Source organism: Palleronia sp. LCG004, from assembly GCF_032931615.1.
Taxonomy (GTDB): Bacteria; Pseudomonadota; Alphaproteobacteria; order Rhodobacterales; family Rhodobacteraceae; genus Palleronia.
Genome location: NZ_CP136759.1, coordinates 2,486,553 through 2,501,037, shown reverse-complemented (window position 1 = coordinate 2,501,037; position 14,485 = coordinate 2,486,553). Strand labels below are relative to the sequence as shown.

The window sequence follows — 14,485 nt, the reverse complement described above, 5'->3', positions numbered from 1 at the left end:
ACAGGGAATTCAACATGAACGACACCGCATCCGATCGCGATCTCGCCCTCCTGCGGCGCACCTATGCGCTGGCCTCCGAGGTCGCGGCCTCGGGCAACCATCCTTTCGCCGCGATCCTCGCGGGTCCCGACGGCGAGGTGATGATGGAACAGGGCAATGCCTTCATGCCCGACCACGACATGACCGGCCACGCCGAGCGGGTTCTGATGACGCGTGCCTCGACGACCTACGGGGCGGAGGTCCTGGCGGGTTGCACGATGTTCACCTCGGCCGAGCCCTGCGCGATGTGCACGGGCGCGGCCTACTGGGCGGGCATCGGGCGCATCGTCTACGGATTGGGCGAGACGCGTCTCAAGGCGATGACCGGCAACCACCCCGAGAATCCGACCCTCGACCTGCCCTGCCGGACGGTCATAGCCGCCGGTCAGCGCGAGATCGACGTCGTGGGCCCGCTCCTCGAGGAGGAAGGGGCCGAACTGCATCGGGCATTCTGGTCGCGCGAGGCGTGATGCGCCGGGTCTACCTGTCGGCCAGGTAATCCGCCGCGACATACCCGGTGACGCCGCGCGCCTCGGCAAGCGAGACCCGGCACCAGAGCTGGCCCACCTCGGTCACGCAGTCGCGCCGGACGAGCCGCGTGTCGTCGGGCAGACCCAGGATCACTCGATACCCGAGCCCGGGCCCCGCGCGCAGCTTGAGCAGATCGTCCGGCCCGGTTCCCTGAACGACGGTCCGCCCCGAGGACCCGGCGCATCCCGAGGCGATCAGAAGCGCCGTCATCGCGGCGATGGCTGGAACATTCATGGGAACCCCCTCGACGTTTCGATCAGATCCCATCTGCCAGCCCGATCGCCCGGGGTGAAGTCCGAAACGACGCCACCTGCCGCACCGCGATCGGCCCCGTGGCGCGCGGGGGGAGGTTTCGCCGCGAAACCTCCCCCCATCCGTACGATGCGCGAACCGTCGACCGCCGCCGCCGGACGGAGGACGATTCGCCTTTGTGACGCGAGGCTCGGAGGGGATCATCGCCGATCCCCTCGGTCGGGCCGTCGCGACACGGCTTGAGGCGCGCGCCGGGATCGCTAGGCTCGGCTCCAGCCACATCACCCGAACCGGAGCCCGCCATGCCCCTCAAGATCGACCGCAGGACATTCCTTGCCAGCAGCGCGGGCGCGATCGCGCTCCATCCATTCTCGGCCCGCGCGCAGGCGAGCGAGGCGCATCTGCGCCTGATGGAGACGACGGATCTTCACGTCCACGTCTATCCCTACGATTATTACGCGGATCGCGAGATCGACACGGTGGGCCTCGCCCGGACGGCGTCGCTGATCGACGGGGTGCGGTCCGAATCGACCAATTCCATGCTGCTCGACAACGGCGACTTCCTGCAGGGCAATCCGCTGGGCGACTACATCGCCTACGAGCGCGGCATGCCCGAGGGTGCGATGCATCCGGTGATCGAGGCGATGAACACGCTCGGCTTCGACGCCTCGACGCTCGGCAACCACGAATTCAACTACGGATTGGAATTCCTGAGAAACTCCGTCTCGGGGGCGGATTTCCCGATCGTCACGGCCAATGTCGCGACGCAAGAGGGCGACAGCCCGACCGCGGACGAGACGCTCGTCCAGCCCTACGTCATCCTCGAACGCGAGATCACCGACGGCGCGGGCGAGACGCATCCGATCCGGGTGGGCATCATCGGCTTCGTGCCGCCGCAGATCATGACATGGGACCGCCAGCATCTCGAGGGAGAGGTCGTGGCGCGCGACATCGTCGAGACGGCCCGCGCCTATGTCCCCCAGATGAAGGACGAGGGAGCCGACATCGTGGTCGCGCTCGCCCATTCCGGGATCGGGCCGGCGGAATGGACCGAGGGAATGGAGAACGCGGCGATCCCGCTCGCGGGTGTCGAGGGGATCGACGTCGTGATGACCGGGCACCATCACCGCGTCTTTCCGGGGCCCGATTACGAGGGCACGCCCGGCGTCGATGCCGAGGCGGGCACGATCGGCGGCAAGCCCGCCGTCATGGCGGGATTCTGGGGCAGCCATATGGGCCTCGTCGATCTGATGCTGGTGCGCGAGGGCGATGGCTGGCGCATCGCGCGGGCGACCTCCGAGGCGCGGCCGATCTATCTGCGCGACGAGGAGGGCGAGATCGAGCCGACGGTCTCATCCGACGAGGCGGTCCTCGAATCGATCCGGGAGGAGCACGAGGCGACGCTCGACTACGTGCGGCGGGCAGTCGGGCGCACGGATGCGCCGCTCCATTCCTATTTCGCGCTCGTGGCGGACGATCCGTCGGTGCAGATCGTGTCGAACGCGCAGATCTGGTATATCGGGCAGATGATGGAAGGGACGGAATACGAGGGGCTTCCGATCCTTTCTGCCGCGGCGCCATTCAAGGCCGGCGGTCGCGGCGGCGCGGATTACTATACCGACGTGGAGCCCGGCGACATCGCGATTCGCAACGTGGCGGATCTCTACCTCTATCCCAACACGGTGCGGGCGGTGAAGATCACCGGCGCGGAGGTGAAGGAATGGCTCGAGCGCAGCGCGGGCATGTTCGAGCGGATCACGCCCGGAGAGGCGGATCAGCAACTTCTGAACCCCGACTTCCCGAGCTACAATTTCGACGTGATCGACGGCGTGACCTATCAGTTCGACCTGTCGCAGCCGTCGAAATACGGCCCCGAGGGCGAGGTCGCGAATCCCGACGCGAACCGCGTGGTGAACCTGCAATACGAAGGCGCGCCGATCGACCCCGATCAGGAATTCATCGTGGCCACGAACAATTACCGCGCCGGTGGCGGCGGGTCGTTCCCGGGCGACCTGCCCTCCAAGATCGTCTTCGAGGGGCCGGACACGAACCGCGACGTGATCGTGCGCTACATCGTCGAGCAGGGAACCGTGAACCCCGAGGCGGATGCCAACTGGACCTTCGTGCCGCTTGAAGGGACGACCGTCCTTTTCGAGACGGGACCGCTCGGGACGCGCTACGCCGATCAGGTCGAAGGCGTCGAGATCGAGCCGATGGGCGAGGCCGAGGACGGGTTCTATCGCTACCGCATCAGTCTTTGACGGTGCACGGGAGGGGTGGCCCAGCGGCCACCCCTGTCGATCAGGGGGCGGCCTGCTGGAGCCGTCCGCCCTGACGCACCATCGCGATCCGCAGGGCGAGGCCCGTACGGTCGTCGGTTTCCACGAAGACGCCCGACAGCGTGGCCTCGGCGCTTGCAGGCTGGAACCTGCCCTTCGGCATGCCGGTCACGAAACGGGTCATGGGCTCGGCCTTGTCCATGCCGATGACGCTGTCGTAATCGCCGCACATCCCCGCATCGGTAAGATATCCGGTCCCGCCCGGCAGGATCTGTGCATCGGCGGTCGGAACATGGGTATGGGTGCCCACGACGAGCGAGGCACGGCCGTCGCAGAAATGGCCCATCGCCATCTTTTCGGACGTGGCCTCGCAATGCATGTCGACGATCGCGGCCTGCACCGCCGCGCCGAGGCGGGCATTCCTGAGCGTCCCGTCGATCGCCGAGAAGGGATCGTCGAAAGGCCTTTTCATGAAGACCTGGCCCAGCACCTGCGCGACCAGCACGCGCCGTCCGCCCGGAGCCTCGAAGACGCGCGCGCCGCGGCCGGGCGCGGATTTGGAATAGTTGAGCGGGCGCAGGATCCGCGCCTCGCGCTCGACCCCCTGGAGCATGTCGCGCTGGTCGAAGGCGTGATCCCCGAGCGTCACGACATCCGCGCCTGCGTCGAGGAACAGGCGCGCATGATCGGGCGAAAGCCCCATGCCGTGGGTGGCGTTCTCGCCGTTGACGACGACGAAATCGAGTCGCCATTCCGAACGCAGGCGGGGCAGGCGGTCGGCGATGGCGGCCCGCCCGGATCGGCCCATCACGTCCCCGAGGAAGAGAAGTCTCATGCGGCAGCCCTTAGGCGTCGGGGCAGAGCGTGGCAAGTGCGGCGGACGGACCGACATGCGTATTTTGAAAAGCAAAGAGGGCGCATCAGCGCGCGATGATCTCTCGTTCCGTTACGACGAGGTCGAGCGGCTGGTCGGTGGGCTCGACGGGAATTTCGGGCAGTTCCTGCGCGGAATGGGCGAAACCGATGGCGATGGTCGGGCGTGCGGCGCGTAGTCCTTCAAGCGTCCGGTCGTAGAACCCGCCGCCGTAGCCCAGGCGGTTCAACCTTCTGTCGAAGGCCACGAGCGGGACGATCAGGATCTCGGGGTCGATCCAGTCGCCTTCCGCGGGAATGCGCGCGCCGAAGGGGCCGTCGGTCATGACGGCATCGGGATGCCACCGACGGAAGCGAAGGGGCATGCCGCGCCCCGTGACAACGGGGAGCGCGACGGGGCCGGCACCCGCGGCATGGGCCATGGCGGGGGAGGGATCGATCTCGGTCCGGATGGGGGAGTAGCCCGCGAGGGGGCGTCCGAGATGCGGCGCGAGCGCCGCGAGGAGATGCGCGGCGTGGTCCGGAGGGACGGTAGCGTGCGCGCGGTCGCGGGCGGCGAGCGCAGCTTGGCGCAGCGCGGCCTTGTCGGTCACAGGAGCATCACACCGGCGAGGCCGAGGAACGCGAAGAAGCCCACGACATCCGTCACGGTCGTCACGAAGGTGCCGGAGGCCAGCGCGGGATCTATCCCGACGCGGCCGAGAAGAAGCGGCACGAGCACGCCCGCAAGCCCCGCGACCACGAGATTGATGATCATGGCGAGACCGAGGACCACGCCCAGCATCATCGTGCCGAACCAGAGATAGCCGATCACCCCCATGATGACCGCAAAGAGCAGGCCGTTGAGGAGCGCGGCCACAACTTCGCGCCGGACAACGCGCAGCGCGTTCGATCCGGTCAGGTCGCGCGTCGCGAGGCCGCGCACCGCGACGGTCATGGATTGCGTGCCGGCATTGCCGCCCATCGAAGCGACGATCGGCATCAGCACGGCCAGCGCCACGATCGCCTGGATGGTGGCCTCGAACTGCGCGATGACGAGCGACGCGACGATCGCGGTGCCGAGGTTGACGAGCAGCCAGGGGAAGCGCTGCCGCACGATCTGCATCGTGCGGTCGGAGATCGATTCGTCGCCGACACCCGCGAGGAGCAGGAGGTCCTCCTCGTTTTCCTGGCTGAGCACGATCATGGCGTCGTCGATCGTGATCACACCCACGAGGCGTCCGTCATCGTCGACGACCGGGGCCGAGATCAGGTGATACTGGTTGAAAGCGTAGGCCACGTCCTCCTCGTCCTGATCGGCGGGGATGGTGCGAAAGCTCGGCTCGCTCAGTTCCATGAGCGGGGTCACGCGATCCGACGACATGACCTTGCCGAGCGTCACGTGGCCTGTCGGGCGATGACGCGGATCGACGAGGACGATGTGGTAGAACTGCTCGGGCAGGTCGAGCCGCTCGCGCATGAAGTCTATGGCATCGCCCACGGTCCAGTGTTCGGGCGCGGTCACCACCTCGCGCTGCATCAACCGGCCGGCGGAGCCTTCGGGGAAGCTCAGCGCGCGTTCGATGGCGACCCGGTCGCGCCGCTCGAGCACCTTGAGGATGGCGCTCTGCTGGTCCTCCTGGAGATCCTCGAGCAGGTCGACCACGTCATCCGATTCGAGGCTGCGAACCGCTTCGGTCAGGATTTCCGGCGAGAGGGACGACACGACGTCGCTCCGGATCGATTCGTCGAGCTCGGAGAGGATCTCTCCGTCGAACTCGGTACCGTAGAGCGCGATGAGCCTGTGCCGCGGCTCGGGATCCATCTGTTCGAGAAGGTCGGCGATGTCGGCGGGGTGGAGCGGGTCGAGCGCGGCGACGAGCGCGTCGCGATCGTCCGTCTCGACCGCGTCGCGGATCATGCGGATCGTGTCGTCGCGCAGGGCATAGACATCGTCCTCGATCGCGCGCTCGGGAAGGATCTCGTCCGGGGCCGGATCAGCCATTGCATCGTCCTTTCCTGTGCGCAGTCGCCGGGAACCTAGGTTGTTTCGCCGGGGCCTGCCAGTCCGTCTCGATCTGTGGCAGGAAGAAGCGACAGAACGAGGATGCAAGATGGTCGAATTGATCCTGGGACGGGTGCTGGAATTCGTGGCGGAGCCTTTTGGCCCGGAGCCCGGAGAGGCCGCACGGCTGCATGGCGGGGTCGCGATCGCGGATGGTCGCATCCTGGCGCTGGGCAGTGCCGCCGATCTCGGGCGCGACTTTGCCGGGGCGCGCGTGACGGATCTCGGGGATGCGCTGATCCTGCCGGGATTCGTCGACGCGCACATGCACTATCCCCAGACGGGCATGATCGCGAGCTGGGGCAAGCGGCTGATCGACTGGCTCGAGACCTACACCTTTCCCGAGGAGATGAGGTTCGGCGATGCGGATTATGCCCGTGCGCAGGCCGACCTGACGCTGGACCTTGCGCTGGCCCACGGGACGACGACGCTGTCGTCCTTTTGCACGATCCATCCCGAAAGCGTCGATGCCTTCTTCGGCGCGGCCGAGGCGCGCGGCATGGCTGTCGTGGCAGGCAAGACGTGCATGGACCGCAACGCGCCCGAAGGTCTGCGCGACAACGCGCGGCGCGCCTATGACGAGAGCGCGGCGCTGCTCGGGCGCTGGCACGGGGCGGGGCGGGCGCGCTATGCGATCACGCCGCGATTCTCGCCCACCTCGAGCCCCGAACAGCTCGAGGCGCTGGGTGCGCTCTGGGCCGAGCATCCCGATTGCCTCATGCAGACGCATCTGAGCGAGCAGGTGGACGAGGTCGACTGGGTGCGCGGGCTCTATCCCTCCGCACGCGACTATCTCGATACCTACGAGGCGCATGGGCTTCTGGGCTCGCGGGGACTCTACGGGCATGCGATCCATCTGGAGCCGCGCGAGCGTGACCGGCTGGCCGAAGTCGGCGGGGGGCTCGTTCATTGTCCGACCTCGAACACGTTCATCGGGTCGGGGCTTTTCGAGATGGGCGCGCGGCTGGCCGAGGGGCAGCGCGTGGGTCTCGCCACCGATACCGGGGGCGGGTCGTCCTTTTCGATGCTGCGGGTGATGGCGGCGGCCTACGAGATCGGACAGCTGACCGGACGTCCGCTCCATCCGGCGGAGCTGTTGTGGCTCGCGACGGCCGGGTCGGCCCGGATCCTCCATGCGGAGGAGGAGATCGGGACGATGGCCGTCGGATCGGCGGCGGATCTCGTCGCGCTCGATTTGGGCTCCACGCCCGCCATCGCACAGCGGAGCGCGCGGGCGGACGATATCTGGGAGGCGGTCTTTCCGACCATCATGATGGGAGACGATCGCGCCGTCGCCGGGACCTGGGTCGCGGGACGGCGCGTGGCGGGCTAGAGCTGCGCCATCACCTCGTCGGTGGTCTCGAAATTGGCGGTGACGTTCTGCACGTCGTCATCGTCGTCGAGCGCGTCCATCAGCTTCATCAGCTTCTGCATCCCGTCGAGATCGAGCTCGGTCGTGGTCTGCGGCCGCCAGACGAGCTTGGTCGAGTCCGATTCCCCGAGCTGCTCCTCGAGCTTGGTCGCGACGTCGGCCAGGTCGGTATCGGCGCACCAGATGACGTGGCCGTCCTCGGAGCTTTCGACATCCTCGGCACCGGCCTCGATGGCGGCCATCATGATGTCGTCGGGTTCACCCGCGGCGGCGGGGTAGGTCACCTGACCCTTGCGGTCGAACATGAAGCTCACCGATCCGGTCTCGCCCAGATTGCCGCCGTTCTTGGAGAAGGTCGAGCGCACGGTCGAGGCGGTGCGGTTGCGGTTGTCGGTCATCGCCTCGACGATGATCGCGACGCCCGACGGCCCGTAGCCTTCGTAGCGGATTTCCTCGTAGTTCTCCATGTCGCCGCCCTGCGACTTCTTGATGGCGCGGTCGATCACGTCCTTGGGCACCGACTGGGTCTTGGCCTCCTTGACGGCAAGGCGCAGGCGGGGGTTCTTCTCGGGATCGGGGTCGCCCATCTTGGCGGCCACCGTGATTTCCTTGGCCAGTTTCGAGAACAGCTTCGAGCGAGCGGCGTCCTGACGCCCCTTGCGATGCTGGATATTGGCCCATTTGGAATGGCCAGCCATGGCTCACCTCATCATGTCACGCGGGGGGATCGCACGGCATATAGTCGGAAGCGGCCCTCCGCATCAAGACCCAAGGCGGGGGCCGTATCCCATCGCCGCGCCGCCGGGCGGTGAGAGCGTGACCCAAGGGGCCGCATCCTCGGGGGCGAGCGGCAGGCGCGGACGCTCGGTCGGGCGCAGCACCGAGACCGGCCAGGTGTGGGGGCAGCCCCTGAGCGTCGTGCGCCACGGGCCCTGTCCAGCCGGCCGCACCCCGGTACAGAGCGCGCCGTCGCGCATCTCGACCGTCACGGTGTCGCGGTAGAGCGTGACCGCCCGCGGGGCCGGGTCGCCCGGGGTCGCAAGTCCGGGCCCTTCGGCGCAGCCTGCGAGGAGAAGCGGGATAGCGACGAGAACGAAGGACGCCTTCATGCGGATGGCCGGGAACGGATGACGGGTCGGCGGAAATCGGAGGTCATTTCAATTGGCTGTCCTTGCTGCCGCGGCGGTTGATGCCGCCGCGCGGTGCGTCGGCACGATCGCGTTCGCGCATGCAGTCGATGCAGAGCTGCGCGCCCGGCACCGCCTTCCGGCGTTCCTCGGAAATCGGTTCCTCGCATTCGGCGCAATGGGTGCGGCTTTCGCCTCCGGCCTGCCTGCGGCGGGCTTCAAGGCGCTTGAGCTCGTCCGAGATCGAGGCTTCGATCTGCTCGCTCACCGCACCGTCACGGGTCCATCCTCCGGCCATCGCACTCTCCCTCGCTGGGTTTCGGCGGCAGAAAAGCGCGGATGGCGGTCGCATGCAATGTTTTCGAGCCCCTACCGCTTGTGGAGCAGGCGCGCCTGCATCAAGATCGCGCGAATTTTGCGTTCCGAGACGGGGGAATATCGATGAGTGACGGGCCACAGGGATCGGGCAGGAACGATTACGCGACTGCCGAGGAACCCGGCACCGAAAGCTCGGGCCTGATGTGGGTCAACCGCGTGATCGGCCTCGTCGCCGCCGTCGCGGTCTGGCTGCTACTGGGCGGCAGCGAGGGGCTTTCGCCCGATGCCCGCTGGGTCGCGGCGATCGGGACGCTCATGGCGATCTGGTGGATGACCGAGGCCATCCCGCTTTCCGCCACGGCGCTCCTGCCCATCGTGCTCATTCCCGCGCTGACCGATCAGACGGTCAGCCAGGCGACGGCCCCCTATGCAAGCTCCATCGTCTTTCTCTTCCTCGGCGGCTTTCTCATCGCCATCGCGATGGAGAAGTGGAACTTGCACCGGCGCATCGCGCTCATGACGCTCGCCCGGGTGGGGGTCGAGCCGCGGCGCATCGTGCTCGGCATGATGATCGCGACGGGCTTCCTGTCGATGTGGGTGTCGAACACCGCCACCACGCTGATGATGCTGCCGATCGGTCTGTCGGTGCTGACGCTGGTGGCCGAAAGGTCCGCGAAGAAGGGCAGTGCGGATGCCGATGTGGGTGACGATTTGCACAAGGGCGGACGGATCAGCGACGTGATCTCGGACCCCGATATCAAGCGGTTCGGCGTATGCCTCGTCCTCGCCATCGCGTGGTCGGCCTCGATGGGCGGGCTCGGCACGCTTCTCGGGTCGCCGCCCAACGCGATCGTCGCGGGATATGCGGCGGACGAGCTCGGTCGCGAGATCGGCTTTCTCGAATGGATGCTCGTCGGCGTTCCGATCGCGGCGATCTTCATCCTGATCGGCTGGGTCCTGATGACGCGTGTGCTCTATCGCTTCTCCCTCGAGGAGATCCCGGGCGGTCGCAGCCTGATCGCCGATCAGATCCGCGATCTCGGGGCGCTTTCGCAGGGCGAGAAGGCCGTGATGGCGGTCTTCGGAAGTGCCGCCTTCCTCTGGGTCGTGCCGGGGCTGCTCGCCTCGATCCCCGGGCTCGGCTTCCTCGACGGGCTCGACGATACCGCGATCGCCATCGCGGCCGGCCTTTCGATGTTCTTCATCCCCGCGGAGGGGCGTCACCGCATGGTCCTCGACTGGAAGGATGCCGAGGACGGGCTGCCATGGGGCGTTCTGCTGCTCTTCGGCGGTGGCCTCAGCCTGGCGAGCGCGGTGGCCTCGACCGGTCTCGACCAGTGGTTCGGCCAACAGGTGAGCGGCCTCGGTTCGCTGCCCGCCATCCTGCTCGTCGCCTCGGTCGTGACCATCGTCCTCTTCCTGACCGAGATCACGTCGAACACCGCCACGGCGGCCACCTTCATTCCGGTCCTGGGCGGCGTCGCGGCGGGGATCGGTGCCGATCCGCTGGGCCTGCTGATCCCCGCGGCGTTCGCTGCCACCTGTGCCTTCATGCTGCCCGTCGGAACGCCGCCCAACGCCATCGTCTTCGGCACGGGCGCGGTCTCCATCGCGCAAATGATGCGCGGGGGCGTGATCCTCAACATCGTGGGCGTCTTCCTCATCACGGTCTTCTGCTACACGCTCGGGGCCTGGGTGTTCGGCTATTCCTTCTGACGGATCGGGCCGGCTTGTGGCCGGCCCGGAACGGGGATAGCCCGGTGACATGTCGTCTCTCTCGGCCGGCTTCCTGCTGGGCCTTTCCCTGATCCTCGCCATCGGCGCGCAGAACGCCTTCGTCCTGCGGCAGGGGCTCAGGCGCGCGCATGTCCTGCCGGTGGTGCTGACCTGCGCGGCAAGCGATGCGATCCTCGTGACCGTGGGGGTCGCCGGGTTCGGATGGCTCGTCACCGCGGCCCCCTGGATCGAGCCGGTCTTCACCTTCGGCGGGGCCGCGTTCCTCGCCGTCTACGGCGCGATGGCGTTCCGCAACGCGTGGCGCGGGATGGCCGCGATGACGCTCTCGGACGGCTCGCGCGAGACGCGCCGCTCGGCCGTTCTGACCTGCCTGGCGCTGACGTGGCTCAACCCGCATGTCTATCTCGATACGGTGGTTCTGCTGGGTTCGGTCGCGTCCGGGGCCGACGACCGGCTGCTTTTCGGGGTGGGAGCGGTCGCCGCCTCATTCGCGTTCTTCTTCGCGTTGGGCTACGGCGCGCGGGCGCTGGCCCCGCTCTTCGCGCGGCCGGTGGCCTGGCGAACCCTCGACATCGGCGTGGGCATCGTGATGTGGGCCATCGCGCTCAGGCTGGTGACGGGATGAGCGTGCGGCAGGACAGGCCCGTGGCGGGCGCGCTCTGGATGCTGCTGACGGGAGTGCTCTTCGTTGCGGTGACCGCGATGGTCAAACATCTGGGCAGTCGCGTCCCCGCGGCCGAGGCGGCCTTCCTGCGCTATGCCCTGGGCCTCGTCTTTCTTTTGCCGATGCTGGGTGCGCTGCGGCGCGTCAGGTTCGACCGACGGGTCGCGACGCTCTTCGGGGTGCGGGGGCTGCTGCACGCGCTGGGCGTGATCCTGTGGTTCTTCGCGATGACGCAGATCCCCATCGCAGAGGTCACGGCGATGAACTACGTCTCGCCGGTCTATGTCGCGATCGGCGCGGCGCTGTTTCTGGGCGAGCGCATGCGCTGGCCGCGCATCGTCGCGATCCTCGTGGCGCTTGTCGGCGTCGCGATCATCCTGCGCCCCGGGTTCCGCGAGATCAGCCCCGGCCACATCGCCATGATCGGGACGGCGATCCTCTTCGCCGGCTCCTACCTCATCGCCAAGGTCCTGTCGGACGAGGTCGCGCCGACCGTCGTGGTGGCCATGCTGTCGATCACGGTGACGATCGGGCTCACCCCCTTCGCGATGGCAGTCTGGGTCTGGCCCACCTGGTCCGAACTCGGCTGGCTCTTCCTCGTGGCGACGGTCGCCACCAGCGCACATCTGAGCATGACGCTCGCTTTCCGCGCGGCACCCATCACCGTGACGCAGCCCGTGACCTTCCTGCAACTGATCTGGGCGACGGCATTGGGCGCGTTCGTCTTCGACGAGGGGGTCGATGCCTATGTCGTGACGGGCGGCATCGTCATCGTGGGGGCCGTTCTCGTCATCACGATCCGCGAGGCGCGCGCCAAGCGGGTGCGGCAGCAGCCCCCCGTTGCGCCCTAGCCCGCCTGGCCGAGCGCGGTCTCGGCGATGTCGATGTGCGGACAGCCGAGCCGATCGAGCCAGTCGTCGACGAGGGTGCGGACATCGCCGCCCACATCCTGCGCACGGGGGTATAGCGGCGCATCGCGATCATCGGCCGCGGGCGTTTCCCACCCGTCGGTCGTTTCCATGAACCGCGCGACGCCGGCCTCGCCGAACTCGTCGAGATAACCTTTCACCACGACGTCCAGATAGCTCAGCAGGATCGGGCAGGGCCCGTCGGCGGGATCCATGCTCTCGGGGATGGCATAGACCGCGACATGCGCGTCGCGCCCCAGATCGTGGCGCAGACCGGCGGCCTCGAGCCTGTCGTAGCCGCCCTCGCGCAGGTCGAGCGCGGCCCAGTCGGCCCCCGGCACCGGCGCGATCAGGCCCTCGATCTCGACATCCGGGTCGCGCGCCGCCGTCAGGAAGGCGGCGGGACGCAGATGGGTGGCGCGCCAGCGACGCCGCCAGCCGGGCAGGACCCCGCGTACGGTCGGTCGATACGCGTGGGAGCCTACGTTGACGAGGCTGCCATAGCCGAAGAAATAGGGATCGCTCATGGCGACGCGGTTTGCCGCGTCACGTGGGGCTTGGCAACCCCGCGGCTTCGTGGCATGAGGCCGCGAGCGACGGGAGAAGCCGGTGAATGCCGGTGCCGAAGGAGCAACCGCCCCGGTAAACTCTCAGGCAAAAGGACCGCCGCTCACACGAACTCTGGAGAGTGGCGCAGCCGCGCCCGCCGAAGGGATAGCGATCTCAGGCGCAAGGGACAGAGGGGGCATCGGACGCGGGTCATTCCGCGCGACATTGATGCCGGAGGTCCCCCCGCTATGGCCGAAGAACTTCTGACGACGCCGCTCCATGCGCTCCACCGCGACCTCGACGGTCGAATGGTGCCTTTCGCCGGCTACGAGATGCCCGTGCAATACGTCCCCGGCGTGATGAAGGAGCATCTTCATTGCCGCGCCGCCGCCGGTCTCTTTGACGTGAGCCATATGGGTCAGGTGATCCTCAGGCCCCGATCGGGCGACGTCGCCGACGCGGCCCGCGCGCTCGAAACGCTTGTGCCGCAGGATATCCTTGCGCTGAAGGACGGGCGTCAGCGCTATGCGCTCTTCACCGACGACGAGGGCGGGATCCGCGACGATTTGATGGTCGCCAATCGCGGCGACCACCTCTTTCTCGTCGTCAACGCAGCCTGCAAGGCCCGCGACATCGCCCATCTGCACGAGCATCTGTCCCGGACATGCGAGGTCGAGGAGATCGCGGATCGCGCCCTGATCGCCCTGCAGGGCCCGGCGGCCGAGGATGCGCTCGACGCGCTGGCCCCCGGCGCGCGCGACATGTCCTTCATGGACGTGGCGACCCTCGGCTCCGATTTCGGGCCGCTCTGGGTGTCGCGCTCGGGCTATACCGGCGAGGACGGGTTCGAGATTTCGGTCGTGGCCGACAGAGCCGAGGATTTCGCCCGCGCGCTGCTCTCGCACGAGAACGTCGCGCCGATCGGGCTCGGCGCACGCGATTCGCTCAGGCTCGAGGCCGGTCTCTGCCTCTATGGCAACGATATCGACCGCACGACCGACCCGGTCTCGGCGAACCTCCTCTGGTCGATCCAGAAGGCCCGGCGCGCGGGCGGCGCGCGGGAAGGCGGCTTCCCTGGGGCCGGGATCGTACTCGACCGGCTGGCGACGGGCCCCGCGCGGCTGCGCGTGGGCCTTCTGCCCGAGGGGCGCGCCCCGATGCGCCAGGGCACCGAGCTCTTTGCCGCAGAAGATGACGAAACGCCCATCGGCACCGTCACGTCGGGCGCTTTCGGGCCGAGCATCGAGCGGCCCCTCGCCATGGGCTACGTTTCGATTGACCATTCCGCAATCGGCTCCAAGATCTGGGGCGCGGTGCGCGGCAGGAGGCTGCCCGTCACCGTGGTCGAGATGCCGTTCCGACCCGCCACGTACAAACGCTGAGAAGGACGCCGCCCATGAAATTCACCGAAGAGCACGAATGGCTCCGCCCCGAGGACGACGAGGAGAACGTCGTGACCGTGGGCATCACCGAACACGCCGCCGAGCAGCTCGGCGATCTCGTCTTCGTGGAGCTTCCCGAGGAAGGGACCACGATCGCGAGGGAGGACGAGGTCGTCGTGATCGAATCCGTCAAGGCCGCATCCGACATCATGGCCCCCTGCGACGGCGAGATCATCGAGGTGAACACCGCGCTCGAGGAGAATCCCTCGCTCGTGAACGAGGACCCGCTGGGTGCGGGCTGGTTCTTCAAGATGCGCGTCGCCGACATGTCCGATCTCGACGCGATGATGGACGAAGCCGCCTACAAGAAATTCATCTGATCGCGGGGCCCGGGCTTTCCATCGGGAACC

The 14,485-nt window shown here is 67.7% G+C and carries 16 protein-coding genes and 2 riboswitches; of the genes, 8 read left to right on the top strand and 8 right to left on the bottom strand.

Annotated elements, in window-relative coordinates; translation table 11 throughout:
- Positions 1–14 precede the first annotated feature (14 nt).
- Positions 15–509, top strand: coding sequence for a nucleoside deaminase (locus tag RVY76_RS12265; RefSeq protein ID WP_317374357.1), 495 nt, complete (start codon positions 15–17; stop codon positions 507–509).
- A 10-nt stretch (positions 510–519) separates the two neighbouring features.
- Here the strand turns inward: RVY76_RS12265 and RVY76_RS12260 are convergent, their stop codons facing one another.
- On the bottom strand, positions 520–804 hold the full coding sequence (locus RVY76_RS12260; protein WP_317374355.1) for an SH3 domain-containing protein: 285 nt from the start codon (positions 802–804) through the stop codon (positions 520–522).
- 320 nt (positions 805–1,124) lie between these two features.
- On the opposite strand from RVY76_RS12260, the gene RVY76_RS12255 reads away from it, so the two are divergent.
- The gene (locus RVY76_RS12255; protein WP_317374354.1) at positions 1,125–3,083 is read left to right on the top strand and encodes a bifunctional 2',3'-cyclic-nucleotide 2'-phosphodiesterase/3'-nucleotidase; all 1,959 of its coding nucleotides are present in this window, start codon (positions 1,125–1,127) and stop codon (positions 3,081–3,083) included.
- A gap of 40 nt (positions 3,084–3,123) precedes the next feature.
- On the opposite strand, the gene RVY76_RS12250 is transcribed toward RVY76_RS12255, so the two are convergent.
- From RVY76_RS12250 to mgtE, 3 genes are all read right to left on the bottom strand, one after another.
- Positions 3,124–3,936 carry a TIGR00282 family metallophosphoesterase gene (locus RVY76_RS12250; protein ID WP_317374352.1) on the bottom strand — a complete coding sequence of 271 codons (813 nt, stop codon included), beginning with the start codon at positions 3,934–3,936 and terminating at the stop codon, positions 3,124–3,126.
- 85 nt (positions 3,937–4,021) lie between these two features.
- Positions 4,022–4,567, bottom strand: coding sequence for a 5-formyltetrahydrofolate cyclo-ligase (locus RVY76_RS12245; RefSeq protein ID WP_317374351.1), 546 nt, complete (start codon positions 4,565–4,567; stop codon positions 4,022–4,024).
- The gene (gene mgtE / locus RVY76_RS12240) at positions 4,564–5,958 is read right to left on the bottom strand and encodes a magnesium transporter (RefSeq protein ID WP_317374350.1); all 1,395 of its coding nucleotides are present in this window, start codon (positions 5,956–5,958) and stop codon (positions 4,564–4,566) included. The genes RVY76_RS12245 and mgtE overlap by 4 nt, the downstream gene beginning before the upstream one ends.
- Before the next feature lie 109 nt (positions 5,959–6,067).
- On the opposite strand from mgtE, the gene guaD reads away from it, so the two are divergent.
- On the top strand, positions 6,068–7,351 hold the full coding sequence (gene guaD, locus RVY76_RS12235) for a guanine deaminase (protein ID WP_317374349.1): 1,284 nt from the start codon (positions 6,068–6,070) through the stop codon (positions 7,349–7,351).
- Here guaD and RVY76_RS12230 read toward each other — a convergent pair.
- The 3 genes from RVY76_RS12230 to RVY76_RS12220 form a co-directional block, all read right to left on the bottom strand.
- Positions 7,348–8,088 carry a YebC/PmpR family DNA-binding transcriptional regulator gene (locus RVY76_RS12230; RefSeq protein ID WP_317374348.1) on the bottom strand — a complete coding sequence of 247 codons (741 nt, stop codon included), beginning with the start codon at positions 8,086–8,088 and terminating at the stop codon, positions 7,348–7,350. The two genes, guaD and RVY76_RS12230, sit on opposite strands and share 4 nt — an antisense overlap.
- A 63-nt stretch (positions 8,089–8,151) precedes the next feature.
- The gene (locus RVY76_RS12225) at positions 8,152–8,499 is read right to left on the bottom strand and encodes a hypothetical protein (protein WP_317374346.1); all 348 of its coding nucleotides are present in this window, start codon (positions 8,497–8,499) and stop codon (positions 8,152–8,154) included.
- A gap of 43 nt (positions 8,500–8,542) precedes the next feature.
- A complete protein-coding gene (locus tag RVY76_RS12220; protein ID WP_317374344.1) occupies positions 8,543–8,815 on the bottom strand; it encodes a DksA/TraR family C4-type zinc finger protein in 273 nt (90 codons plus the stop codon).
- Between the two features lie 143 nt (positions 8,816–8,958).
- On the opposite strand from RVY76_RS12220, the gene RVY76_RS12215 reads away from it, so the two are divergent.
- The 3 genes from RVY76_RS12215 to RVY76_RS12205 are packed head-to-tail and all read left to right on the top strand — an operon-like array spanning position 8,959 to position 12,087.
- Positions 8,959–10,551, top strand: coding sequence for an SLC13 family permease (locus RVY76_RS12215; protein ID WP_317374343.1), 1,593 nt, complete (start codon positions 8,959–8,961; stop codon positions 10,549–10,551).
- Positions 10,552–10,600: 49 nt separating this feature from the next.
- Positions 10,601–11,197 carry a LysE/ArgO family amino acid transporter gene (locus tag RVY76_RS12210; RefSeq protein WP_317374341.1) on the top strand — a complete coding sequence of 199 codons (597 nt, stop codon included), beginning with the start codon at positions 10,601–10,603 and terminating at the stop codon, positions 11,195–11,197.
- Positions 11,194–12,087 (top strand): DMT family transporter, encoded by an 894-nt coding sequence (locus RVY76_RS12205; protein WP_317374339.1) that lies wholly within the window; start codon positions 11,194–11,196, stop codon positions 12,085–12,087. The genes RVY76_RS12210 and RVY76_RS12205 overlap by 4 nt, the downstream gene beginning before the upstream one ends.
- Here RVY76_RS12205 and RVY76_RS12200 read toward each other — a convergent pair.
- A complete protein-coding gene (locus RVY76_RS12200) occupies positions 12,084–12,671 on the bottom strand; it encodes a gamma-glutamylcyclotransferase family protein (RefSeq protein WP_317374337.1) in 588 nt (195 codons plus the stop codon). The genes RVY76_RS12205 and RVY76_RS12200 overlap by 4 nt on opposite strands.
- A gap of 60 nt (positions 12,672–12,731) precedes the next feature.
- A riboswitch (glycine riboswitch) is annotated at positions 12,732–12,820 on the top strand.
- A 3-nt stretch (positions 12,821–12,823) separates the two neighbouring features.
- Positions 12,824–12,886, top strand: a riboswitch (glycine riboswitch).
- Between the two features lie 55 nt (positions 12,887–12,941).
- Here RVY76_RS12200 and gcvT point away from each other — a divergent pair.
- Both gcvT and gcvH read left to right on the top strand, forming a co-directional pair.
- Positions 12,942–14,075 (top strand): glycine cleavage system aminomethyltransferase GcvT, encoded by a 1,134-nt coding sequence (gene gcvT / locus RVY76_RS12195; protein ID WP_317374336.1) that lies wholly within the window; start codon positions 12,942–12,944, stop codon positions 14,073–14,075.
- 14 nt (positions 14,076–14,089) lie between these two features.
- On the top strand, positions 14,090–14,455 hold the full coding sequence (gcvH, locus tag RVY76_RS12190) for a glycine cleavage system protein GcvH (protein ID WP_317374335.1): 366 nt from the start codon (positions 14,090–14,092) through the stop codon (positions 14,453–14,455).
- Positions 14,456–14,485: the final 30 nt, after the last annotated feature.